Origin of the sequence: Bradyrhizobium mercantei, from assembly GCF_001982635.1 — a bacterium.
GTDB lineage: Bacteria > Pseudomonadota > Alphaproteobacteria > Rhizobiales > Xanthobacteraceae > Bradyrhizobium > Bradyrhizobium mercantei.
In genome coordinates this window covers 45460-67537 of sequence record NZ_MKFI01000009.1, presented here as the reverse complement: position 1 = coordinate 67537, position 22078 = coordinate 45460, and the positions used below count along the sequence as shown (strand labels likewise).

15 protein-coding genes and 3 pseudogenes are annotated in these 22078 nt (G+C 59.7%); 10 read left to right on the top strand and 8 right to left on the bottom strand.

Annotation, left to right across the window (positions count from 1 at the left end; genetic code table 11):
* Nucleotides 1-1097 precede the first annotated feature (1097 nt).
* The 7 genes from BI327_RS35170 to sfnG all read right to left on the bottom strand — a co-directional run bounded on the left by BI327_RS35170 (nucleotide 1098) and on the right by sfnG (nucleotide 8555).
* On the bottom strand, nucleotides 1098-2294 hold the full coding sequence (locus tag BI327_RS35170; protein WP_076865955.1) for an acyl-CoA dehydrogenase family protein: 1197 nt from the start codon (nucleotides 2292-2294) through the stop codon (nucleotides 1098-1100).
* Nucleotides 2295-2327: 33 nt separating this feature from the next.
* Nucleotides 2328-3134 (bottom strand): ABC transporter ATP-binding protein, encoded by an 807-nt coding sequence (locus tag BI327_RS35165; protein WP_089025685.1) that lies wholly within the window; start codon nucleotides 3132-3134, stop codon nucleotides 2328-2330.
* A 67-nt stretch (nucleotides 3135-3201) separates the two neighbouring features.
* A complete protein-coding gene (locus BI327_RS35160) occupies nucleotides 3202-4530 on the bottom strand; it encodes an ABC transporter substrate-binding protein (RefSeq protein ID WP_076865954.1) in 1329 nt (442 codons plus the stop codon).
* Nucleotides 4531-4559: 29 nt separating this feature from the next.
* Entirely contained in the window at nucleotides 4560-5621 is a 1062-nt protein-coding gene (locus BI327_RS35155; RefSeq protein WP_083742335.1) for a branched-chain amino acid ABC transporter permease, read from the bottom strand.
* A 3-nt stretch (nucleotides 5622-5624) separates the two neighbouring features.
* Complete coding sequence (locus BI327_RS35150) at nucleotides 5625-6515, bottom strand: branched-chain amino acid ABC transporter permease (protein ID WP_076865953.1); 891 nt, start codon at nucleotides 6513-6515, stop codon at nucleotides 5625-5627.
* Nucleotides 6515-7432 (bottom strand): ABC transporter ATP-binding protein, encoded by a 918-nt coding sequence (locus tag BI327_RS35145; protein ID WP_083742334.1) that lies wholly within the window; start codon nucleotides 7430-7432, stop codon nucleotides 6515-6517. The genes BI327_RS35150 and BI327_RS35145 overlap by 1 nt, the downstream gene beginning before the upstream one ends.
* Nucleotides 7433-7448: 16 nt before the next feature.
* A complete protein-coding gene (gene sfnG / locus BI327_RS35140) occupies nucleotides 7449-8555 on the bottom strand; it encodes a dimethylsulfone monooxygenase SfnG (protein ID WP_076865952.1) in 1107 nt (368 codons plus the stop codon).
* 833 nt (nucleotides 8556-9388) lie between these two features.
* Between sfnG and aepX the strand changes: the two genes are divergently transcribed.
* Together aepX and BI327_RS35130 are read left to right on the top strand one after the other, a co-directional pair.
* On the top strand, nucleotides 9389-10258 hold the full coding sequence (gene aepX, locus BI327_RS35135) for a phosphoenolpyruvate mutase (protein ID WP_076866108.1): 870 nt from the start codon (nucleotides 9389-9391) through the stop codon (nucleotides 10256-10258).
* A 520-nt stretch (nucleotides 10259-10778) separates the two neighbouring features.
* Nucleotides 10779-11105 (top strand): annotated as a pseudogene (locus BI327_RS35130) (sugar phosphate nucleotidyltransferase); the annotation flags it as partial.
* A 470-nt stretch (nucleotides 11106-11575) separates the two neighbouring features.
* Here BI327_RS35130 and BI327_RS43810 read toward each other — a convergent pair.
* Nucleotides 11576-11701: pseudogene (locus BI327_RS43810) on the bottom strand (type VI secretion system ImpA family N-terminal domain-containing protein); the annotation flags it as partial.
* Nucleotides 11702-12740: 1039 nt separating this feature from the next.
* On the opposite strand from BI327_RS43810, the gene BI327_RS35120 reads away from it, so the two are divergent.
* The 8 genes and pseudogenes from BI327_RS35120 (at nucleotide 12741) to BI327_RS35080 (ending at nucleotide 21986) form a co-directional block, all read left to right on the top strand.
* Nucleotides 12741-13646: an isocitrate lyase/phosphoenolpyruvate mutase family protein gene (locus BI327_RS35120; RefSeq protein ID WP_076866107.1), complete on the top strand. Its 906-nt coding sequence runs from the start codon at nucleotides 12741-12743 to the stop codon at nucleotides 13644-13646.
* A gap of 371 nt (nucleotides 13647-14017) precedes the next feature.
* The gene (locus BI327_RS35115) at nucleotides 14018-14815 is read left to right on the top strand and encodes a phosphocholine cytidylyltransferase family protein (protein WP_076866106.1); all 798 of its coding nucleotides are present in this window, start codon (nucleotides 14018-14020) and stop codon (nucleotides 14813-14815) included.
* Nucleotides 14816-15097: 282 nt separating this feature from the next.
* A pseudogene (locus tag BI327_RS41190) lies at nucleotides 15098-15859 on the top strand (IS5 family transposase).
* A gap of 471 nt (nucleotides 15860-16330) precedes the next feature.
* Nucleotides 16331-17539 carry a pyridoxal phosphate-dependent aminotransferase gene (locus BI327_RS35100; RefSeq protein ID WP_076865950.1) on the top strand — a complete coding sequence of 403 codons (1209 nt, stop codon included), beginning with the start codon at nucleotides 16331-16333 and terminating at the stop codon, nucleotides 17537-17539.
* A 160-nt stretch (nucleotides 17540-17699) separates the two neighbouring features.
* Complete coding sequence (locus tag BI327_RS35095; protein ID WP_076865949.1) at nucleotides 17700-18326, top strand: CDP-alcohol phosphatidyltransferase family protein; 627 nt, start codon at nucleotides 17700-17702, stop codon at nucleotides 18324-18326.
* 760 nt (nucleotides 18327-19086) lie between these two features.
* Entirely contained in the window at nucleotides 19087-20031 is a 945-nt protein-coding gene (locus BI327_RS42500) for a GNAT family N-acetyltransferase (RefSeq protein WP_076865948.1), read from the top strand.
* Nucleotides 20032-20074: 43 nt separating this feature from the next.
* Nucleotides 20075-20857 (top strand): class I SAM-dependent methyltransferase, encoded by a 783-nt coding sequence (locus BI327_RS35085; RefSeq protein WP_159450512.1) that lies wholly within the window; start codon nucleotides 20075-20077, stop codon nucleotides 20855-20857.
* Nucleotides 20835-21986: a succinylglutamate desuccinylase/aspartoacylase family protein gene (locus BI327_RS35080; protein ID WP_083742330.1), complete on the top strand. Its 1152-nt coding sequence runs from the start codon at nucleotides 20835-20837 to the stop codon at nucleotides 21984-21986. Before BI327_RS35085 ends, BI327_RS35080 begins: the two co-directional genes overlap by 23 nt.
* Nucleotides 21987-22078: the final 92 nt, after the last annotated feature.

Below are 22078 nucleotides of genomic sequence, written 5' to 3'. Positions count from 1 at the left end.
TAAGAGATCGCAAATTTGAGCTAACCAGCACGCTGGCAGCCTCAGCACCAAGCCGAATGAAAAGGCCGAACGGTACGAGATCAATCGGGCTCAATGAAGGTGCGGCATTGCGCGGAGAGCACTTGCTCCAATGACTTTCTCTTTGCCTGGACCTTGCGTTCGTCCTGCTGCACGACACGCTAGCCAATAAAAGGGCAGGCCGTCTTTCGGTAGGGGCGCCGACTATTTCCTAGCCTCAAAATCGCACTGTGGCTCTCGGATCTGGCGGCACAATCAGTGCGGGATCACGCTCAATCGCGACCGTATCTCCGACTGCCTTCTGACACTCACCCGGTCTGGCCTCGCGCTGCTTTGCTCGAACCTCGTCGCCTTTGCGCTCACCAAAGCCTCGGCTCGGACTTCGTTTAAGCGGGATTAGTTGGCGGACCGCAACCCGCGCTCACGGATGTTATGCCAATCAATAGAGGCATTTTCCTCCAGCGCACGAAACTCAGCTCTGAGTTTCGACGGCCGTGCAGCGATTAGTCGTCCGGCCGCTGGTCGGAGCCGTAGGAAGCACCGGACAAGGCGTAGCAAGTCTTCCCCGCCCGCCTCCTTTCGCAGAGTTTCCAAAGTATAGTTCTGCGGGGGAGCGACCGCAGGTACGGCGCCGCTTGACCAATTTGCTGAAGACATCGACCGACGTTCTTTCCGCGGGTGGTGCCTTCTACGGAGTTTGCCGGTGTCTGAGTTCGAGCGCCGGTCTCATGATGCGATATCCCCTCGGACACCTTGTCCCAGGACCGCGCGCAACAGGGCGGTCAATTCGGAATCGACCATTCGAACGCCCTCAATCCCTCGATTGCGCCAGCGTGTAGCGGGATAGACACCTGGTTTGCGTGAACCTCGGGGCTCGTATACGGTTCGTCCGCTCCTGTAGAGCTTAGCGCAGCGGTGTGACGGCTAAAGAGCACTTGCGCAAATCGCGGGGCTTGCACTTGCAATGCCGACGGACTGCTCTGGAGCAGTGCTCCGGAAGACCGAAAAGTCCGCAAAACTTACGCGATCGGGCACGCAACGGAACGGGCCCAACCACGATCAGCCACAGAGTTCGACACCTATTCCCCGCCCTCGTAGAACAGCTCGAGCGGCAGGCCGACCAACGACTTTCCGATCCAGTCCCGCGCGATCACGTTCGACGGCCCCATCGCGATCGCCGCGCGCGCATCGCGGAACGAGCGTTCGATTGGCCCGCGCCGATAGCCGTAACCGCCGGTCACGGTCAAGGCCGTTGCCGCAACCTTGTTGGCGACCTCGGCGGCGTGCACCTTGAATTCGGTCAGCGGAATCAGGATCTCGCTCTGCGGCTTGCCGGCCCGCCGCAACTCGTCCAGCCTGGCGGCAAGCTCGTTGCGCCACGGACGCAAGCTTTCCACCAGCACCTTGGCTGCCCCAAGCTCCTGACGGATCGCCTGGTAATCCGACAGGTTCTTGTTCCTGTCCTTGTGCACAAAGCTCGAGGCATGTGCGACCGCCGCATTCAGCGCGCCGCGCGCGACGCCTTCCCATACGGCTCCAAGACCGATGAGGTAGACCGGCGAGACGCCGTCATAGATGATCTCCTTGCCCTGCCCTTCGGCGCCGAGTCGATCGCGGCTCGGGACCTTAACGCCCGCATAGCGGATCGGTCCGGAGTGGTTTGCCTTGACGCCGAGCGCGTCCCAGCGGCCGGGCAGGATTCCAGCCGCCTTGCCGTCGACGATAAAGAAGGAAATATCGGCCTGGTCCTTGGCGCCTGGCGAGCGCGTCTGCACCACGTAGAAGTCGGCCTGACCCGAACTCGTGGTGAACGACTTCTCCGCGTTGAGAACATAGTCCTCGCCGTCACGTGCGGCTTCGGAGAAATTATACCACCAGTGCCCGCCGGTCGCCCGCTCGCTGGTCGAATAGGTGCCCAGCAGGCTGCCGTCCTTTGCTTTCAGCCAACGCTCCTTCTGATCGTCGTTACCAAACAGGTTGATGGTTTGCGCGGCGCCGACATGCATGACATAAACGAGACCTGTCGATGCGTCCTGCCGGCCGATCCGGTAGGCGGCTTCCGCGAAGTCACTGTGGCTGAGCCCAAGCCCGCCGAAACGCGGCTCGTTGAAGACCCCGGTCCAGCCGGACGCTGCCAGCGCCTGCAGATTTTCTCGCGGAAACCGGCCTTCAAGATCATTGCGCTCGGCATGCTGGCTGATCGTGGTCTCGATGATGGCATCGAGCCGGGAATAAAGGTCGTCTGGCGCAACTCTCGCGAGATTGTCCTTGCTCATTGCTATTCTCCTTTGTCTATCCGATGAAACTGTTCACGAGGCCGCGTAGTCGGCCGACGATGGCTCACGCAATGCGGCAAAATGCGCTGCGCTCTCCTCGGGACTTCCGAGGTAGAGTTCCGCGATCTCGGCGCGCCCGCGCAGATCGGCCGCATCTCGGGCCAGCACCGTCGATCCACCGTCGAGCACGACGGCGCGGTCGGCGTAGCGCAGCGCCACCGCCGAGTTCTGTTCGGCGACCAGGATGGATAGCCCCTCTTCGCCATTGAGCCCCTTCAAGGTGCTGAAGATCGTTTCGACCACGAGGGGCGCCAATCCCATCGACGGCTCGTCGAGCACCAGAAGTCGCGGGCGCGCCATCAAGGCACGGCCGATCGCCGTCATTTGCTGCTCGCCCCCCGAGGTGAGGCCCGAGGCCGACCGCCTGCGCTCGCCCAGGCGCGGAAACAATGTGTAGACGCGCTCAAGTCCTGCCGCGACCTCGCGCCGCGATAAGCCGCCTCCAATGCCGCCGGCAACCAGATTCTCCTCGACCGTTAGCGTACGAAAGCAGTGGCGGCCTTCGAGCACCGGGACGAGCCCCAGTCGGACCAATTCAGCTGGCGCGAGCGCGGTGGTATTACGCCCGTCGAATAGAATGTGGCCGCGAGTGAGCTGGCCACGCTCGGCACTTAGCAGATTGGAAATCGCTTTTAGCGTGGTCGATTTGCCCGCCCCATTCGCACCGAGCAGCGCTACGATCTCGCCCCGGCGCATCGTGAGGGAGACGTCCGACAGCGCGCGAATCGCATGGTTGTAGGTCGCAGCCAGGCCTTCGAGGACAAGAAGATGATCGGTCATCGCAATGCTTTGGATTTTCCTGGACCGGGAGCGGACGCTGGCCGCTCCCGCGCCGTCTCCGCTGCCGTTACTGGCTGACTGGCGTTTCGTCGGAGGTACGGACCTTGGTGTTGTGCTCAGCGGCATAAGCCGCCGCCGATTTCTCAATGATCGGGCGCAAGAAAGCCCAGTCGGGTGCGATCCAGTCCGACACCACCTTCCACTTGGTGCCATCCCACTGCTGGAAGGTCACCCGGCCATCACCTTCGTGATTGTCCCAGGTCACATTGATGGAATGGAAGAGGCCCTTGGCGCCCAATGCTTGGACCCGCGCCGGATCAAGTTGCAGATGCTCAAAGCCCCAGCGCACCTCGTCGCCGGTCAGCGTCCGCTGGCCGAATTTCCGCTGCGCGATCCGGATCGCCTCGACGTTCAGAATCCCATTCACGATGCCGAGGTTGTGATAGACGCTGCCGATCCGCTTCTTGTCGTCGAGATTGCCCTTTCCTGCGCCGTAGACCGTCTTGATGATCTCCTGCAGTACCGGGTATTCGGCGCCGGATGCCTGGGTCGTGATCGCGACATAGCCCTTGGCGGCATCGCCGGCGGGAATGACGTCCTCTTCCGAATTTGACCAGACATTGCCGATGATGTGATCGACCGGGAAGCCGACCTTCTGCGCGGTCTTCAGTGCGACCGGATTCATCACGCCCCAGCCACGCAGCACCACATAATCGGGCTTGGCACGCCGGATCGACAGCCACTGCGATTGCTGTTCATTGCCGGGATGGGGCACCTCGATCTGCCCGAGGGAGAAGCCATACTTGTCGGCGAGGAGCTTATAGATCGGGATCGTCTCCTTGCCGTAGGGCGAGCCGTGATAGAGCACGACGATCTTCTTGCCCTTCAGTTTGTCGGCGCCCCCCTCGCGCGAGGCGATGTAGTTCACGATGCCCGACGTCTCACTGTAGGGGTTGAGCAGCAGGGGAAACACGTAAGGAAACACCCGACCGTCGGTTGAATCGGTCCGGCCATGGTTGATGGTGATCAACGGCACCTTGTCCTTGGCGATGCGATCGATCATCGCATAGGCGATCCCGACAGAAAGCGGATTCCAGGCCGCCACCCCCGGATGGCTTTTAAGCCGCTCATAGACTTCGACACCGCGTTCGACCTCGTACTGCGTCTCGCCCTCTTCCCAGGTCAGCTTGACGCCGCCAACGCCTCCGTCGCGAATATTGATGAGGTTCAGATAGTCGATGAAGCCGCCGAAGAAGCCGGTGCCGCCTGCTGCGTACGGACCGACCCGGTAGCTCTGCAATGGGAAGAACTGCTCGTCGGCGTGGGTCGGCAGCGCAGCAGAAAGGCCAATGGCGGCGGCGAGCGCCGCAGCCCGAAGCGATCTTGATAGACGCATGACATTTGTCCTTTGGTTCGAGAGGCTTTTCAAAACTGGGGGGAACGAGGAAGCGGACGAGGAGACCGGCGCAGGACCCGCTCTGCAAGGCGGTCAACCAGCGCGATCAAACCGCGTGGTTCTGCGATCAGAAGGCCGATAATGAGCGCACCGATAACGATGCGCTGGCTCATTTCGAGCACACCGGAATCGAAGACGTTGCCGAGAAGCGCGGCGCCAAGGCGCGAAAGGAGAAGCGGAAACACGACGATGAATGCCGCACCCAGAAACGCTCCCCGGATCGAGGCCAGCCCGCCGATGATGATCATGAACAGGATCTCGAACGAACGATCCAGATTGAATCCGGCCGGCTCCACGGTACGCAGATAGGCGAAGGCCCATAATACGCCTGCGATCCCGATAAAGAACGATGAGACGCCAAAGGCGAGCAGCTTGGTACGCAACAACGGCACGCCGAGCACCTTGGCCGCCGTCTCATGGTCGCGCAGCGCGATGAAATTGCGTCCGACCTGTGAGCGCAGCAGGTGGATGGCAAACAGCGTCGCGATGACGACGACGGTCAGCGAAAAGAGGTAGCGCCCAACCGCGCCCGTGAAGATGATGCCAGCGACCGTCAGCTGCGGCGCATCGATCACCCCGGACGGATTGTTGTTGGAAAACCATCCGAACTTCGTGAGCGCCCACTGCACGAAGAACTGCGCCGCAAGCGTCGAGACCGCGAGGTAGAAGCCGCGCAGCCTAAGGCTCGGCAGACCGAAGATGATCCCGACCGCCGCGGTCACGAGGCCCGCGGCCATGAGGCTCATCAGGAACGACACCCCATGCAGACGCAGGTTGAAATTGTAGGCGGCATAGGCGCCGACCGCGAGAAAGGCTGCCGACCCGAGCGAAACCTGGCCGGCATAGCCCGTAAGCAGATTAAGCCCCAAGGCGGCAAGCCCGAGCGCAAGGAACGGCGTCAGCACTGCATCGAGCAGGTAATCGGAGCCTGCGAACGGAACGACACCATAGGCCACGATCAGAAGAACCGCGGGGGCAAAATGAGGGGCGCTAAGCCAGCCGGTGGCAATCGAGCGAACAGGCCTCGTCATCGATCAGGCCCTTTCAACCAATCTCTGGCCGAACAGCCCGGAAGGGCGAACCAGCAAGAAGCCGAGCGCCACCACGTACGCCGCCCACGCCTCAATTCCGCCGCCGACGAACGGGCCGATGTAGACCTCAGCCAGTTTTTCGATTGCGCCGATCAGGAGGCCTCCGACGATGGCGCCCGCAACCGAGTCAAAGCCGCCGAGTACCAGCACAGGCAGCGCCTTGAGCACGACGAGCGATAGTGAGAACTGCACGCCAAGGCGAGCGCCCCACAGCAGGCCCGCGACAAGCGCGACGATGCCGGCCGCGGTCCATACGGCCGCCCAAACCCGCGACAGGCGCAGCCCCACCGCGAGGGCTGCGAACTGATCATCTGCCACTGCGCGGAACGCGAGGCCTGTTCGGGTGTAACGGAAGAACAGCGCAAAGGCCGTGACCAGCGCGCCCGCGATTGCCGCCGCGAACAGATCGAACCGGCTGATCAGAACGCCACCCAGCTCGAAGGGAACATCGTCGATGCCGAGATCGAGGCCGTGGACCTGCGTGCCCCACAACAACTGTGCGGCCCCCTCTATCACATAGGACAGACCCAGCGTCGCCATAAACAACGTCATTGGTGACTGGTTGACGAGCGGCCGCAGTACCGTCCGCTCGACGGTGATCCCCAGCCCCACCATGATCATCAAAGTGGCGGAGAGGGACAGCCAGAACGGCACGCCGCGCTCGACCAGGCTCACGAAAGTGAGCGCGGCGAACAAGAGCATCGCGCCTTGCGCGAAGTTTAGAATACCGGATGTCTTGTAGATCAGCACGAAGCCGATCGCGACCAGGGAGTACATCACGCCGGACAACAGCCCACCGACGAGAACCTCCACGAAGAACTGGTAATCGAACATCAGATCCCGCGCTCCGTCTCGCCCTCATGGGTCACGCCAAGATAAGCGTCGATCACCGCCTGGTCGGAGCGCACCTCTTCCGGAGTGCCGTCGGCGATCTTGCGGCCATAGTCGAGAACCGCGATCCGGTCGGACAGGCCCATGACGACACCGATGTCGTGCTCGATCAAAACGATCGAGGCACCATAGGCATCGCGCGCATTGCGCACATGTGCCGCGAGCTCCTGCTTCTCGCCCAGCGTGACGCCGGCAAGCGGCTCATCCAGCAGCAACAGCGGCGGGCGCGCGACCAGCGCCCTCGCGAGTTCCACCCGCTTCTGGATTCCGTAAGGCAGACCGCCCGCGAGCCGATGCTTGACGCTACCCAGATGCAGAAACGAGATCACCTCCTCGGCAGCGGCACGGGCCTCGGCCTCCTCGCGGCGCGCCTCTCGCGTCGACAGCATCTGCCGAACGAATCCGGCACTCCTGCGATGCACAAAGCCCATGATGACGTTGTCGAGCACCGGCAGGCCCTTGAACAACGCAAGGTTCTGGAATGTGCGCGCCACCCCGTGAGCAGCAAGGCGCGTGGTCGGCACGTGCGTGAACCGTTCACGAGCGAGCCACACCACGCCCCGGTCGGGACGGTAGAGCCCGCTGACGATGTTGAGGAGCGAGCTTTTGCCGGCACCGTTCGGACCGATAATGGCGCGGATCTCGCCCTGACGAACCGTGAGATCAATGCCGTCGAGCGCAGCGATCCCGCCAAAGCTGAGGCAGACGCTCTCGAGCCGCAGGACGGGCTCGGCGACGCCGGCAACCAACGTCGCCTCGGCGGCCGGACGTGCCGCGTCCGCCTCGCGCACAGCGGCAGCACGCTCCTGCGTGCGCGCCAGAATTATGGCGCCGGCACCCGTTGTCGCAACCAGGCTCATGCGTCGCGCTCCGCTTCTATTCCGCCGCCTGGACGTGCGGCGAGCTATTTGCTTCAAGCTCGCGCACCAGCGGGATCACGTGCTTGCCGAAATACTCGACCTCCTCCTGGAAATGCAGGAAGCCGAGCAGGATCAGGTCGGCGCCGGCGCGCTTGAGCTCGATGATGCGTTCGGCGACCTGCTCTGGCGTACCGATCAGATTCGAGCGGAAGCCATCATTGTACTGAACGAGATCCTGCAAGGTGGACTTGGCCCAATTGCCCTCGCGCTCGGGGCTGGCATTGCCGGCATTCTGGACCTCATGCTGGAAGCCGTGCACCGCTTCCGGGATCGCCTTGTCGAGGATCTCCTGCAAGACGTCCTTGGCTTCCTTCTCTGTTTGCCGGACAATGCCAAATGCATTGATGCCGATCTTGGTGCGCCAGCTTTTGCCGAAGGACTTTTCCTTGGCCCTGATATCCTCGACCTGTGCTTTCAGGCCATCTGGCGTATTGCCATTGGTGAAATACCAATCAGACACGCGAGCGGCCATGTCTCGGGCGGCACGCGAAGACCCGCCTTGAAAGATCTCCGGCAGCGGCTCGAGCGGCTTTGGCTTTAACGAATAGTCGTTGAACCGGTAGAAGTCCCCCTTGACGGTAAAGGTCTCCTCGGTCCAAATGCCGCGCAACGCATTGATGAACTCTTCCGAGCGGCGGTAACGCTCGTCGTGATCGAGCCAAGGCTCGCCGATGGCATGGAATTCACCGCGAAACCAGCCCGAGACAATGTTGACCGCGACCCGTGCATTGGTGAGCTGACTGATGGTCGCGATCTGCTTTGCAGCCAGGGCTGGATTCCAGGGCCCGGGAAGGAGAGCCGCAATCACCTTGAGCTTTTCGGTTGCGGCGAGCAGTGCATGCGAGAAGCTAACGGATTCATGCTGCTTGTCGGCGCCATAGCCTGCAGTGAACCGAATCTGGCTCAAGGCGTAGTCGAAACCGCCTTTCTCCGCGATCTGCGCCAGCTTGCGGTTGTAGTCGATGTCCCAGCTGGTGCGCTGCTCGATCGAGGAAATGACAAGGCCGCCGGAGACGTTCGGGACCCAGTAGGCGAATTTTAGAGGGTTTTCGTTCGTGGTCATGCCGTCACCTCACGTAGATTGGACTGGAATTAAACAGTCGGTGGCTTGGAGCAGGCAGCGCACCGCATTCGCCCCCCTGCTCGAAAAGAGCGTGGCACGACTGCCAGGATTCGATGCTGGGCTATAAGCGAGAGACGAATTGGTGATCTGCGGTGTGAGCGCAGGAACGGGGGATCGTCAACAAGGTGACGCGCGCATCGCACGACAGGACATCGCCGGCGCACAAAAACTTCCCGACACATCGACGAGAATATTGCAAATCATCAGCGCCCCTTTTCTCAATCAACGTTGATTGACGCTCAATACTTTCAGAGACGAAAAGATCCTGCGAGTCCAAGAACCACTCTTTTTCATCGTGTCCGGAAAACTCGCTTTTTTAGATTCCCAATAAACGGCCTGTTTGTTGCCGTGCACCTAAAATCTCTCGCTCACATGCATCTTCGCGACCCGACGGGCCAAAAGCGCCGATAGTTTTCTCTTTCGTGGGAGAGCGATTACAAGAGACTATTCTTCTGCGGAAGGAACTCGAGCATTCTGCTTGGGCGCATGCTCGGTCCAAGCCCAAGTCGTCATAGGTCCACCATCATCCCGCTTGTCGCCCATAACTCGTTGCCAGCCTAGAAGGGCGATGGCGACTGCGCGCCTTGAAGCAAGATGCCCCCGGTCAACTACCAATCCAAGTCGTTGATCCAGATGACGGAACGATGTCACACCTATCGGCGACAACATCGGCCGGCCACACACACCGGCAAGGACTTTGCATGCAAGATCAATTACAACAATCGGCTCTTGCCAACGGCTCTTGTCTTCGCGCCGGCTCCTCACTTCCCGAGATGTTGCGCGATCAAATTTGCTCCAGCAGCGAACTCACCTTCCTCATGGAGGCGCACGACGGTCTCTCCGCCGCGATCGCCGGCCGCGCCGGCTTCAAGGGTCTCTGGGCGTCCGGTTTATCGATTGCCTGCTCGCTCGGATACCGCGACGCCAATGAAGCCTCATGGAGCCAACTCGTCGACGCAGTCGAGCGGATCGTGGACTCGACCGAACTGCCCGTTTTGGTTGACGGGGATGGAGGCTTTGGGAACTTCAACAATGCACGTCTCTTAGCACGGAAATTGCGTCAGCGTGGGGCGGCCGGCGTCGCGCTGGAGGACAGCTGCTTTCCCAAGATGAACTCGCTTATATGCGACCGACACCCCCTCGCCGATATCGACGAATTCTCCGGTCGTTTGCGTGCCGTAAAGGACACGGTCGCGGACGATCTGATCCTCGTGGCCCGTATCGAGGCGTTGATTGCCGGCCACGACATGGACGAAGCCATTTTGCGCGCTCACGCTTACGCCGATGCGGGAGCCGATGCGATCCTGATTCACTCGCGAAGAACTGCCGCGGACGAGATCGTTGCGTTTATGCGCGCCTGGCAAAACAGATTGCCAGTCGTGATCGTTCCAACGAAATACTACCGAACACCGGTCTCCGTTTATCGTAAAGCGCGCATTTCGACAGTGATCTGGGCTAATCACTCCCTTCGCGCGGCAATGGCAGCAATGCGGCAGGTGTGCGGCCGCATCCTCGCTGAGGAGACTACAGCGAGCATTGAACCTAATATTGCGACACTCGACGAGATCTTCGAAATGTTCAATTATAACGAACTCGCTTGTGCAGAATTGCGATACCAGTCTCCCGATAGCCTACGGCAATAGCGTTTCATCCTACAACAGCTTATTGAAAGACCGCCGTCATGCAACCTTCCGCACTACTATCACGTTTCAAGAGATTGTTCCGCGCAGCACGTGTTTTCCGTTCTGATACTGCACATACGATCAAATGGCGCGACGACGTCATCGACCTTTGCACTGCTGCGTATCTCGGTTCGATCCCCCCATGCATCTCAATGACCAGTCACGAAGGGCCTACGAGCTCATATCTCTCCCGGAGAGAAGTCAACGCGGACGACAACGCGGCCCCTTCAAATGGTGAGGTCTCCTTTCCAAGGACTCTGTAGGCCTCACGTCATAGTAGCGACCATAAGCGACATTTCTCGATCACGGAGGCGCTCATTTGGTGCAACGGACAGGCATGCACAGCACTTCGTGCGCCGATCATTTGATTAAGCTCAATGACAAGCGGGCCTCTCCTGAACACGCTGAGCAAGTTCCAACAGGTGCTCGACGCTCGGAACAATGAATAAAGAGATATCCTTCGGCGGTAGAGTAAACCTAAATGGCTATCAATGCTCCCAGGAAAGCCGTCATTCTCGCCCGCCGGTATCGGTTCTCGATTGCGACCCTTGACGGATCTGCGGCCGAAGCCCCTGGTCGAGGTGCACGGCACGCCGATCCTCCACAATGCCCTGCGACCTTGGCGGCGGTCGGCGTCGAGGAGGTGACGATCGTCGTCGGCTACCGCAAGGATGCCATTAAATACGCATGCGATCGCCGCTTCGGCCCGATCGAGATCAACTATGTCGATTCGTCGGCCTTTGACCGCACGGGAAGTGCCTATTCGCTGTGGCTCGCTCGCGACACACTGCTTTCGGGCGACTGCTACCATCACGAGGCCATCACAGTGCTCGATGACAAGAGCACGGCGGGTAAGGGCATTGCCGACGTGGTTGCGGCGCAGCTTCTTAGATCCGGTGAGCACGCCATTCGAAACAGCTATGTAGCCGGCGAAAAAGACTACGCGGCGCTGGTCTCAAGAATGAAGAAGGATGGGGTGTGGGTCGCCTATATCGGCGGCTATCATACCGAAGTTGGGCTGATCGTACGCCAAGCGTCCATGAGGACAGGTCAGATCGCCATACCGAACACGAGCCAGATGCGGGTTGTGGAGGCTCGTTCGTGATGCGGTTGCAGCGCCCTGACCAATACTTCCAGAGTGACCTGGCCGTCGATGAGCTCTCCCCTGAGTTCGCGAGCCAGTCCATCGAGAGCATTCTGGACGGCGACAACTGCTGAAGCGTCGGCTTCAGTCGGCTCGTTCGCGGCCAGAACCGGGGCGAGGTGAAGGAGCCAGTGGACCGCGCCGGTCCGCGCATCTTCCTGCGTGACCGGCGGAAATAACTGCTCCCAATGGGCCTCCACCATACCGCGCAGGACGCCGAGGCCGACGGCAAGACCCTCGTATCCCTCGACCCGAAACAGGCCAAGTGGCCCAGGAGTCGACCAGAAGATCTTTTGACCGGTTCGACAGGATGTCGAGCGACAGAGTATTGTACCCTGCCCCAGTCAACCGCGGCCGGTCCGTCCAGGTGCATGCGCCGAACCTCGGCTTCGAGCCGTTTGAAGACGGCTGCCTGTCGAACATTATCGCCAGCAGGCAGAGCACCTGGCACGGGCGCAGCGCCGCGGCGCGAACGCGCAGCGATGTTGTGGTGGACCACGATCCAATAATCGAGCATGCTGGCAAACCATATCCATGTTGCAATCGGTCGCGTCACCGGAACAATCGACGTACCGGCCGATCCGGACCATCCGTCGTACGTCAAGGACGTTGAAAGCAACGCGGCCGTGGTGCTCACAAGCATCAATCAAGCCTCATGCCAATTCCGACAGCCCGACCGTAAACGCCGTTTGCTCGACCGGACGTATTTTTGTTGCACGGCCGACAACAGTGTCTCTGACAGCCATCAGACTGGCCCAGCCGTTTCGCCTCCAGAATCCTGCTCCAGGCAGATCTCGCCCACGCGCCTGTCAGAACACCATAACCGAGAACCTCGGTCGAAACGTACCGGGCATCGGGGCGCCGGCTTGCGATCACGCTGGCGCCGGCGTGACAATGACGAGCGCCAAGCCCTTCCGATGATTTTTGACGGCGTGCGCCTTCACACGCCTGATCGCCAAGCCGCCTGTTCGAAAGTCCAAGGGGCGAACCGCGCGCGAATTGACCAATCGCGCGCAAACCGCCACGCAGAGAAGCCGCAAGCTCATCGCAATTTTCGTCAGCAAGGGACGAACGCGTCGTAGTTGCGGAAACCCAGTCGTGCCTGCAATCTCGAGCGACTGTCCACCACTTTTCTCCGGTCAACTACCAACGCTCGTCATTGATCCAGATGACAGATGCATGTCACGTTCACTGACGCACGTCGGCCGTTCAAGCGCACAAGGATCCGGTATGCAGGTCCCATCAGCTTCTGTCCTCGCCAACGGCCATAGCCGGCCCGCCAGCCCGTCGTTTGCCGAGATGAAGCGCTCTCAAGTCTGCTGCAGCGGGGAACTCTCTTTCCTTATGGAAGCGCATGATGGCCTCTCCGCCGCGATCGCAGAGCGGGCAGGTTTCAAGGGCCTCTGGGCATCGGGGCTGTCGATTGCATCCTCGCTGGGTTATCGCGAAGCAAATGAGGCATCGTGGAGCCAGCTTGTCGATGTAGTCGGCCGAATCGTGAACTCTAGCGGACTGCCGGTTCTAGTCGACGGGGACGGCGGCTTCGGGAACTTCAATAACGCCCGTCTGCTGGCTCGCAGCCTCCGTCAGTGTGGCGCAGCCGGCATCACGCTGGAAGACAGCTGCTTTCCGAAGAAAAACTCGCTTCTTGGCGGTCGCCATCCTCTCGCCGCCATCGACGAGTTCTCCGGCCGCCTGCGCGCCGTAAAAGACACCGTCGCGGACGATCTGATCCTGGTGGCCCGTATCGAATCGTTTATCGCCGGGCATGAAATCGAAGAAGCACTCTCCCGCGCCCACGCGTACGCGGGATCCGACGCGATCCTCATTCACTCGCGAAGAACCGCCGCGGACGAGATATTCGCGTTCGCGCGGGCCTGGCAGAACAGGCTGCCGGTCGTGATCGTTCCCACGAAGTACTATCGAACGCCGGCCTCGGCACATCGAAGGGCGCGCATTTCAACAGTGATTTGGGCCAACCACTCCCTGCGAGCCGCGATAGCGGGAATGAGACAGGTCTGCAGTCGTATCATCGCTGAGGAGAGCACTGCCAGCATTGAGCCCACAATTGCGACGCTAAACGAGATCTTCGAACTGTTCAGGTACGACGAGCTCACTCATGCGGAAACGCGATATCTGCCCGAGCGACGACGCTCTGAATGCCATGAACAAAGCAGCAATGATTTTGAAGGACTGCTGTCTTGAAGTCGCCCGGCTTGCGACCCGCTACGGCGCCGATGCGGTCCGTTACTCGCTCCTATCGGGGGTGGGTGGCGACGACGGCAGGTGACCCAAAGCTCCCTTCAACCAGCGGGCTCTCGAACGAGCAGACAACTTGTCACGCAGCACCGCCGTGGATTACCGCCATCCGTTCTCCCAATCACCTCATTGTCTCAAGGGCAACCATTCAGCCCCACCAAAATGGCCGCTCTGCAGCACGAACGGCCTCCCTGACCAAATGGTGATCCCCTACGTTTCGCGACCACGACTGCAGCACCATACGTGAAGACCTGATGCACCAGCCGGACGCTTACAGCGTTTTGCGGAGCGCAACCTTGTGCGATGAGAGAGACCAAATGGTAGCCAGCGCTCCTGGGAACGCAATCATTCTCGCCGCGGGTTGCGGCTCCCGCCTACGTCCTCTGACAGATCTGCGACCAAAGCCGCTGGTCGAAGTCAACGGCACTCCGATCCTCCACAATGCCCTGCGGAATCTAAAGACCGTAGGCGTAGAAACGGTGACCATTGTCGTTGGCTACCGCAAGGACGCCATTCAATATGCCTGCGGTAGCCGCTTTGCCGAGCTCGAAATCAAGTATGTCGAATCAACAGTTTTCGATCGTACCGGAAGCGCTCATTCTCTGTGGCTGGCGCGCGACGCTCTTCTTTCCGGAGACTGCTTTCTTCTCGAAGGCGACGTGTTCTTCGAGAAGAACGCGCTTCACTACCTGCTAATCAGTCAAGCGACCGACGTGGCTGCAGTCGCTCCCTTTGATGAGTCGATGGAAGGATCGGCGGTCGTGTTGTCGGATGCCGGCTTTATCAGAGACTTCCGCATGAAGCAGACGGCTGCGAACCTCATTGGGGACGGCCCACGGCTTTTCAAAACGATGAACCTGTTCCGATTTTCAGCGTCGACGCTCAGAGCAACGATCGTTCCAGCGCTGGACAATATCATCAGGTCAGGAGCCACGCAGGCTTACACGGAGGAGCTCCTCGCCTATCTCGTGGAACGGCACGGTTTACAGCTCATAGCGGTGCGATGCGACGGTCTGAAGTGGTACGAGATTGACAGCGTCGAAGATCTGCGCGTTGCGGAACGCATTTTCGCAAAGGTGATCGCCTCCGCGTCACCGAAAGAACTGAAGGCATAGTGAGGTACCGGTGCCAGGCCGCCTGAGCTGGTTGCGGCACCCGCTTTCTCTCCTTCCGGAGAGAGAATGGTATCAAGTTGCAGAGGACATTTGAGCGACATGCAATGGAGTCCATTGTTTCTCACCAGTGATGCCCCCGCATTCAAAATGACAACAGGCCAAAAGGAGTTATACGCTCGCGGGCCTGTCGAACGGACCATCGCGTGCACTCTAGGCGGTGTGGACTCTAGGGATTCCCTTTTGAGACCAAATCAGATTCAAGGCTTCTTTTGGGAGGCGGCCTTGGGTGTGATGGATCGTTTGGTGTTGAGCGACGCGGCCTGGGAGCGCATGGCGGCGCTGATCATCGGCCGGCCTGACCAGAAGGGTTCGACCGGACGCGACAACCGATGTTCGTGGAAGGAGTGCTCTGGATCGTGCGCACGGGCTCTCCCTGGCGTGATCTTCCGGAGGTGTTTGGGGATTGGAACAGTGTGTTCCGGCGCTTCAGTCGATGGAGCATCAAGGGGGTCTGGTGCCGCATCTTCGAGGCGATGTCCGATGATCCGGACTTCGAATATCTGATCGTCGATTCCACCATCGTCCGGGCGCATCAGCACGCCGCCGGGGCGAAAAAAGGGGGTCTGAAGATCAGGCGATCGGTCGCTCGCGCGGCGGCCTGAGCACCAAGATACATATGGCCGTTCGCGGCTTGCGATGTCCGGTGCGGTTCACGCTTACTGCAGGTCAGAAGGGCGATGCGCCGCAAGCCGCCACGTTGATCGAGGAATTGCCCGCCGAGATCGTCATGGCCGATACGGCCTATGACGCGGATCACTTGCGCCAGGCCATCGCGGCCAAGGGCGCGCTCGCCGTCATCCCAACAACCCGTCACGTGCGCTCAAGCATCCGCTCGACAAGCATCTCTATGCCCAGCGGCATCTCGTCGAATGCTGCTTCAGCAAACTCAAGCAGTTCCGACGCGTCGCTACACGCTTCGAAAAGACCGCGAGAAATTACCGAGCCGTCGTCACCCTCGCTGCAATCGTCCTGTGGGCGCGATAAGTGTCCATACCGCCTAGAGTTCCTGCCGGCGTCGATCAAGCAAACCCTGCGGTAGCATCCCGCTGCACCACATTTCAGGCCGCGATCAACCGCCAAGACTCGTAGTTGATCCGGAAGCCGAAAGAATGTCATCAGCGTGGCGACAGCGCCGAGCCAGGCAACCCAGGTGAGGGACGTTCACATGCAAGATCAACTACAATCTGTTCTCGCCAGCAGCTCAGATCGAGCGCCCGTTCCCAAGTTGCAAGAACTGTGCGCGCCGGGCTCCTCTCCAATGCCCCGCATTTCATGATGGAAGCGCATCATCGATTGTCCGGAGCGATGGTCGCGCGCGTCCTGTCGAGTGACCATGCCGCCTGTATCGGGCTCTTCCGGCAGCAATGAGCTCGACGATGTGTCGAGCGGATTCCGGGAGCGGAAGGACCCATCGAACGGCTCGAGCACCCGATAACCAGCGCAGAAGGAGCGCACATGCTGGCTCAGCGGATTGCCTTGCTTCCAGACTCAGGTACAGCCGCGGCGCGCGCGACCACCGACGCCGCCTCTGCGGCCGGTCATCAAATCATCGATCTTGCGGCTGGCGAAGTTATCATCGAACCACCATCGTCCGTACGTGAGGGCGCGATTGCCGCAATCAAGGCGGGTACAAACCGTTATACGGATTCCATAGGGCTGCCGCTGCTGCGCACGGCCATCGCCGAAAAGCTGTCAGCGCAAACCGGTGTCGACTGGAATACCGACAACATTGTAATCACGGCCGGTGCAAAGCAAGGGCTGTTCGACGCCGCTCTGGCCGTGCTCGATCCGGGTGACGAGGTTATCATCATCCGCCCCTGCTGGCCGACATTGCCGTCCCAGGTTCTTCTTGCCGGCGCAAAGCCGGTATTCGTTGATGCTTGCCCGCCGACATATGTTCCGGATGTCGGCGCTATCCGCGCCGTTGTCGCACCGCGCACCAGGGCGATTATCATCAATTCGCCGAACAACCCCACCGGGGCCGTTTATGATCGAATAACACTTCAGGCTATTGGCGATCTCGCGATTAACTACAAGCTCTGGATCATTTCCGACGAGTGTTACTCAAACTTCGTATTCAGCGGCGCCCCCCATGAATCAATCTCCAGCGCGCATCCGGGCGTGCGTTCTCGAACGATCGTCGTCAATGCGTTTTCCAAGGAGCTGGCGATCACGGGATGGCGCCTGGGTTACCTCGCGGCATCCCGGGAGATCACTTCCGCGGCCAGGAAGCTGCACAGCCATACCACTTCGAACGCCAACGTGATCGCGCAGCACGCGATCCTGTATCATCTTCAAGTCGGTGACGGCTCATTCGAACGAGAAATGCATCAGCGTCTGGCCGATGCTCGGACCAGGGGTCTTCACATCCTGGCGGGTCTGCAAGATGCAAGCCCGCCCATCACCGAGGGTTCATTCTTCTTCTACCTCGATCTCGGCAGGCTCGTCTCCGCCCTCCCAGCCGGGATTTCCGTCCGGTCCACCGATGATATCTCTCGACTGCTGTTGAGGGAGGCGAACGTAGGATCCGTCGCCGGCGGCGCATTTGGCGACGCGAACGGTCTTCGCCTCTCGTTCGGAGCTCAACCGGATCTGGTGGCGTCAGGGCTCGAACGCGTGGTCGACACCTTGAATGATCTGAAAACCAGGCAATCAGTGGCCTGAACTCCAGCGAGTGAAGATTTCAGATGCACAATTTTACAGCGGTCCGAATTCCTGGCGCGGGATCGGTTTCAGAACAACGCCCTTGCGCAGGGTACCTTGCCAGAACCCTCCGGGACACCTCCCGGCGGCGCACGATCTCGCGAGCAGGAAGGCAACGGCGATGATCCCGTATTTGCTGGACTATGCAAATGCGATTACGGCCCTGGGTTATCTGTTTGCCGTCACCGCTCTCTTCCTGACCCTCAATGAAAAGATGGAGTTCGGCGTTGCGGCAATGCTCTGGACCTGGTTTCTGGATCATTGGGACGGCCATGTCGCGCGCAAAACCAGCCATCTCCGCCGCCCAGAGACTGCGGACTTCGGAAAGAGCTTTGATGGTTTTGCGGACTTTTTCCACGGTATCTTGTTCCCCGCCACGATCGTTATCCTTGTTGGTAACGGCACCTTGTTGTCTCTGGTCGCGAGCCTGATATTGATATTAGCGGGCGCGATCAGGCTGAGCTATTTCGAAAATGTAGGCCTCACGGCGGATGCAAAGTTTGCCGGCATTCCGGTTTCCTACGACACACCATTGATGGCTGTCCTGCTGCTCGCTCGCCCTTTACTGCCGGACAGTATCTTTCCGGCAATTGCCGCCGGCGCATTCATCATCCTCGCGCTCTTGCACGTGACAACGGCGATTCATGTCCCACCCATTCGCGGAACCGGGGTGCCGATCGCAACCGGCTTTGCCATAGCAGGCTCGATCGCACTGGCCTTGCTTGGTTCCGGGATAGTCATCTTTTAGCACGGTATCCCCGACCTCCCTAGCAGGACGATAGAAAATGATCGCGCTCCCGGCTATTGCGGACCAAGGAGTCTCATCGCGCGCCGTTTCTGCAGACCTAGGGCGAAACTTTCCACCACGCGCCGCACCCGTCGGAAACCGGTTTGCTCCTGCTTTTGACAGGCTGGAGCGTGCTGAAATGGCTGGAGCTATCCGGCCTCTCCGCTTCAACGGAATGGTGCCAGATCGAGCCGACGTAGCAGGCCGGGTTGCCCGACGTCCTGCGATGGCCCATGGTCCGGAACGGATTGCTCTGTCCAACGGTTCGCAAAACACTCTACTGATGGTTTTCGCCTCGCTTGTTCCGCCTGGCAGTATTCTTTTGACGGAGAAGCTGACGTACGCCGCATTGAAGCCAGCAAGCTCACTGCTTGGAATAAAGCTGTATTCCGTCAGGATGGATCAGGAAGACGTCGTTCCCGGCGGATTGTGCGACGCTTGCATCTGGCCTGGAAGTCGGGTGCTGTCTCTCTGTTGCATGCCGACGCTACACAATCCTGCGGCGCCAACTATGCCGGTTAAGCGTCGTGCCGCGCTCGCTGAAGTATCCCGGCGACATAACCTCTGGATCTTCGAGGAAGATACCCGCGGAGTTCTGCCTGAGATCGCGCCGCGGCCTCTGCAAACATTTGCGCCCGAACGCACATGGTGCATTCCTGGGCTCCGCAAATCGTTAGCAGCGCAATCGTGCGTTGCGTACGCCGCCGCCCCAGGCGAGGGCATGAGACGCGAGGTGTTCTGGCCCGGCGTCAGGACGACCAAATGGATGGTTGTTGCGCAGATGGCACCTCTGTTGCTTGAACAGGGTGCTGTCGAGCCGCTCCTCAAATCGGTTCGCGCCGAAACTAGCGGCCGCTGGGACATTGTGAGGAATTCGCTAGTTTCCCGGGCAGCAATAGTCCCACCCTTCTTCTATCGTGCCTGGCTGGAGTTGCATGAAGATTCGCCGGCGAACGATTTCGAGCGAGTCGTGCGAGGACGAGGTGTTTCCATTGCAACGGGCGGCTCCTTTTCGCCGGGATCCGGCGGATTTTCGTCAGGTGCCGAATTGGAATGGGCTCTCCTTCTGATTATCAGAGCGTCCATACCGAACCGGATATTGTGTACGACATCCGCGAGCAAGGAGATTATGATGCCGGATCCGCGGCTCCGCCACACGATGGACTCTCCGCGAAGCACGACGCACATTGGCAGTGTGCCAGGTTTCCTGCTCGCCGATCAGACGCTTCACATCGGAAGCGTGAGGGAAGCAGACTGTTACGATCTGAGAAAAGAAGGGCTTCAGCCAGCCAAGGCAAGAGTCGTGCCGGCCTATCCGTATGCAAAAGAGCAGTTTCATCTGGCCGCGTTTGCCGGTTTCGAGCTTGTATCGGCGGCAACGTTCCTGCTCGAGGACCGGACGGACGATGGCACCTACTCGGCAGCCGGATTTTCGTGGCGCCTGAGAGGAATGGCAACGCATCCCCGGCACCGCAATTCCGGTTACGCGACTGCCGTACTTGAACACGGCGTCAGGCTCCTTCGGCGCCGACAGGCGTCAGTTCTGTGGGCCAACGGGCGAAGCTCGGCAATCGGATTCTATCTTGAACACGGCTTTGTCTGCGTCGGCGATGAGCAAGTCCGGCCCGGGGTCCAGCCCCACTACCGCATTGAACGACGATTGTAGCCGTCGTCGTTGTCCTGTCTTAGCAGCTGGTATGGAGGTTTTCATGACATGTTCGGCTGTGTCGAATCTCGGGAACTTTACCAACTCGGCCCCCTACTACTGGGATCGGCCGCGATACGATCCAAAGCTGCTGGACATGCTATCGCTGCTGATCCGCAATTGCTTTCCGAAGCCGACGGTCGCCGACGTTGGTGCAGGCACGGGTCTGTTGACGCGCGAGCTCGCGGCGCGCGCATTCGCCGGTACCGCAATCGAGCCCAATGATACGATGCGGCAAGAAGGGATAAGGCACTCCGATCCCGGCTTCGCCTTCCGGTGGATCAAGGGCAGTGGTGAAGCAACCGGTCTCGACGATCAAAGTGTAGACTGGCTCCTGATGGGAAACGCGTTTCACTGGACAGACATGGACGCCGCTCTCCGTGAATTTCGCCGGGTCCTCACGCCGGGTGGATTCTTTACGCCCATCTGGGTGATGCTTGACACCGAATACGACGAGACCGTCCAGTCTATTGATCGCCTCTTGTCTGAAACAATTCCCTCTTTCTCACGCCACTCGGACGTCGTTCTCGAGTTCATTAAAAATCTCGGCGCTGCACCGAGCGACATCTCCGAACATCGCATCTTTTTGGAATCTCGTCACTCCGAAGTCATGTCCAGGGATCGATATCTGAACATGTGGCGATCAAGGAACGATCTCCAGAGTGCATTGAACGCTCAGGAGTGGGAAGGTGTCATTCAAAGGATCAGCGAGCTGTTGATTGAAGACCGGGTCATATTGAAGCTGAGAACGTACAGCTGGATTTTTGGACAAGGCGGATCCGGCTGACGTAGATGATTTCGGCGGCGCCGTGTTGAGTCCGGCGTGGCGCCATCTTTTTTTGGCAACAAAGAGTTTTTGCAACGCGTGGAACGAAGCCATGGCGGACATACCGAATGTAAGGTTGGTCGGAATAGACTACGATCGCCAGGGAAAGAGCCACGGGTACATCGGAATTCAGCATTCTACGACCCGCTCATGCTATTACTGGCTGCCGTTGCCCATCACCAGCATAAGGAGCGGCTCCGGTCCAACTGTCCTCGTGATGTCAGGCATTCACGGCGACGAGTATGAAGGCCAGATTGCGCTCTCCAGGCTTGCTGCGGAACTTCAGCCCACCGATGTTGCCGGGCGTATTCTTATTCTTCCAATGGCAAATTTTCCGGCAGCAAAGGCTGGCACGAGAACTTCACCGATCGATGGCGGAGATTTGAACAGGCTTTTTCCCGGCGAGGCGAATGGCAGCGTGACTCAACAAATCGCCGCCTACGTCGAACACGGATTAATGTCGATATCCGACTTCGTTATCGATCTCCACGCCGGCGGTTCATCAATCATGCACGTTGCCGCGGCCATAGTGGTTGCCGAAGCAGATGCTCTGCGCTTTCAGCAGCAAATGGACTTGGCCGAGGCTTTCGGGGCGCCATACACGATCGTTTATGCTTCACGATCTCAACCTCATTTTGGAAGAATTGCGCTGACAGCGAGCGCACGCCAGGGAGCGATAGCGATAGGTGCTGAACTTGGAGGAGCCGGATCGGCGACGTCCAGTTCTATCTCCTTGGCAGAGCAGGCGCTCGTTCGGGTTCTGCGCAGGACAGGTATTCTGGCCGGGACCAGTGACGCTCCGCCTCCGACGAGAACGCAAATTCTCTCGTCTGACCGGCCAGATACCATGACATGGGCAATGGAAGCGGGCCTGTTCGAGCCCTCTGTGACCGTGGGCAGTGAAGTCAGCCCTGGAGATCTGGCTGGAAGGATACATTTTGTAGACAGTCCAGGGCGCCCGTCGGCGGAATATCGCTTTGACGCGGACGGTGTCGTCACCGTTGCGCGGTTCATGACGCAGGTCGAGCGCGGCGATTGTCTTTACCGGATTGCGTTCAAGCCAGACGCTCACCAGAAGGGGCATCGCTAACAATCACCGTTCCCGCCCCATCAGTAGGATCCGATGCAAATCTGGCGCTCTGAAGAATGCGAAATGGCTTACCCGATGCGCGAAGTGATCGA

Coding starts and splice junctions, on each gene's coding strand:
- BI327_RS35170 (WP_076865955.1), bottom strand. CDS start 2,294: ATGAGCAAGGACAATCTCGCGAGAGTTGCGCCAGACGACCTTTATTCC.
- BI327_RS35165 (WP_089025685.1), bottom strand. CDS start 3,134: ATGACCGATCATCTTCTTGTCCTCGAAGGCCTGGCTGCGACCTACAAC.
- BI327_RS35160 (WP_076865954.1), bottom strand. CDS start 4,530: ATGCGTCTATCAAGATCGCTTCGGGCTGCGGCGCTCGCCGCCGCCATT.
- BI327_RS35155 (WP_083742335.1), bottom strand. CDS start 5,621: ATGACGAGGCCTGTTCGCTCGATTGCCACCGGCTGGCTTAGCGCCCCT.
- BI327_RS35150 (WP_076865953.1), bottom strand. CDS start 6,515: ATGTTCGATTACCAGTTCTTCGTGGAGGTTCTCGTCGGTGGGCTGTTG.
- BI327_RS35145 (WP_083742334.1), bottom strand. CDS start 7,432: ATGAGCCTGGTTGCGACAACGGGTGCCGGCGCCATAATTCTGGCGCGC.
- sfnG (WP_076865952.1), bottom strand. CDS start 8,555: ATGACCACGAACGAAAACCCTCTAAAATTCGCCTACTGGGTCCCGAAC.
- aepX (WP_076866108.1), top strand. CDS start 9,389: ATGTTGCGCGATCAAATTTGCTCCAGCAGCGAACTCACCTTCCTCATG.
- BI327_RS35120 (WP_076866107.1), top strand. CDS start 12,741: ATGAAGCGCTCTCAAGTCTGCTGCAGCGGGGAACTCTCTTTCCTTATG.
- BI327_RS35115 (WP_076866106.1), top strand. CDS start 14,018: ATGGTAGCCAGCGCTCCTGGGAACGCAATCATTCTCGCCGCGGGTTGC.
- BI327_RS35100 (WP_076865950.1), top strand. CDS start 16,331: ATGCTGGCTCAGCGGATTGCCTTGCTTCCAGACTCAGGTACAGCCGCG.
- BI327_RS35095 (WP_076865949.1), top strand. CDS start 17,700: ATGATCCCGTATTTGCTGGACTATGCAAATGCGATTACGGCCCTGGGT.
- BI327_RS42500 (WP_076865948.1), top strand. CDS start 19,087: ATGAGACGCGAGGTGTTCTGGCCCGGCGTCAGGACGACCAAATGGATG.
- BI327_RS35085 (WP_159450512.1), top strand. CDS start 20,075: ATGACATGTTCGGCTGTGTCGAATCTCGGGAACTTTACCAACTCGGCC.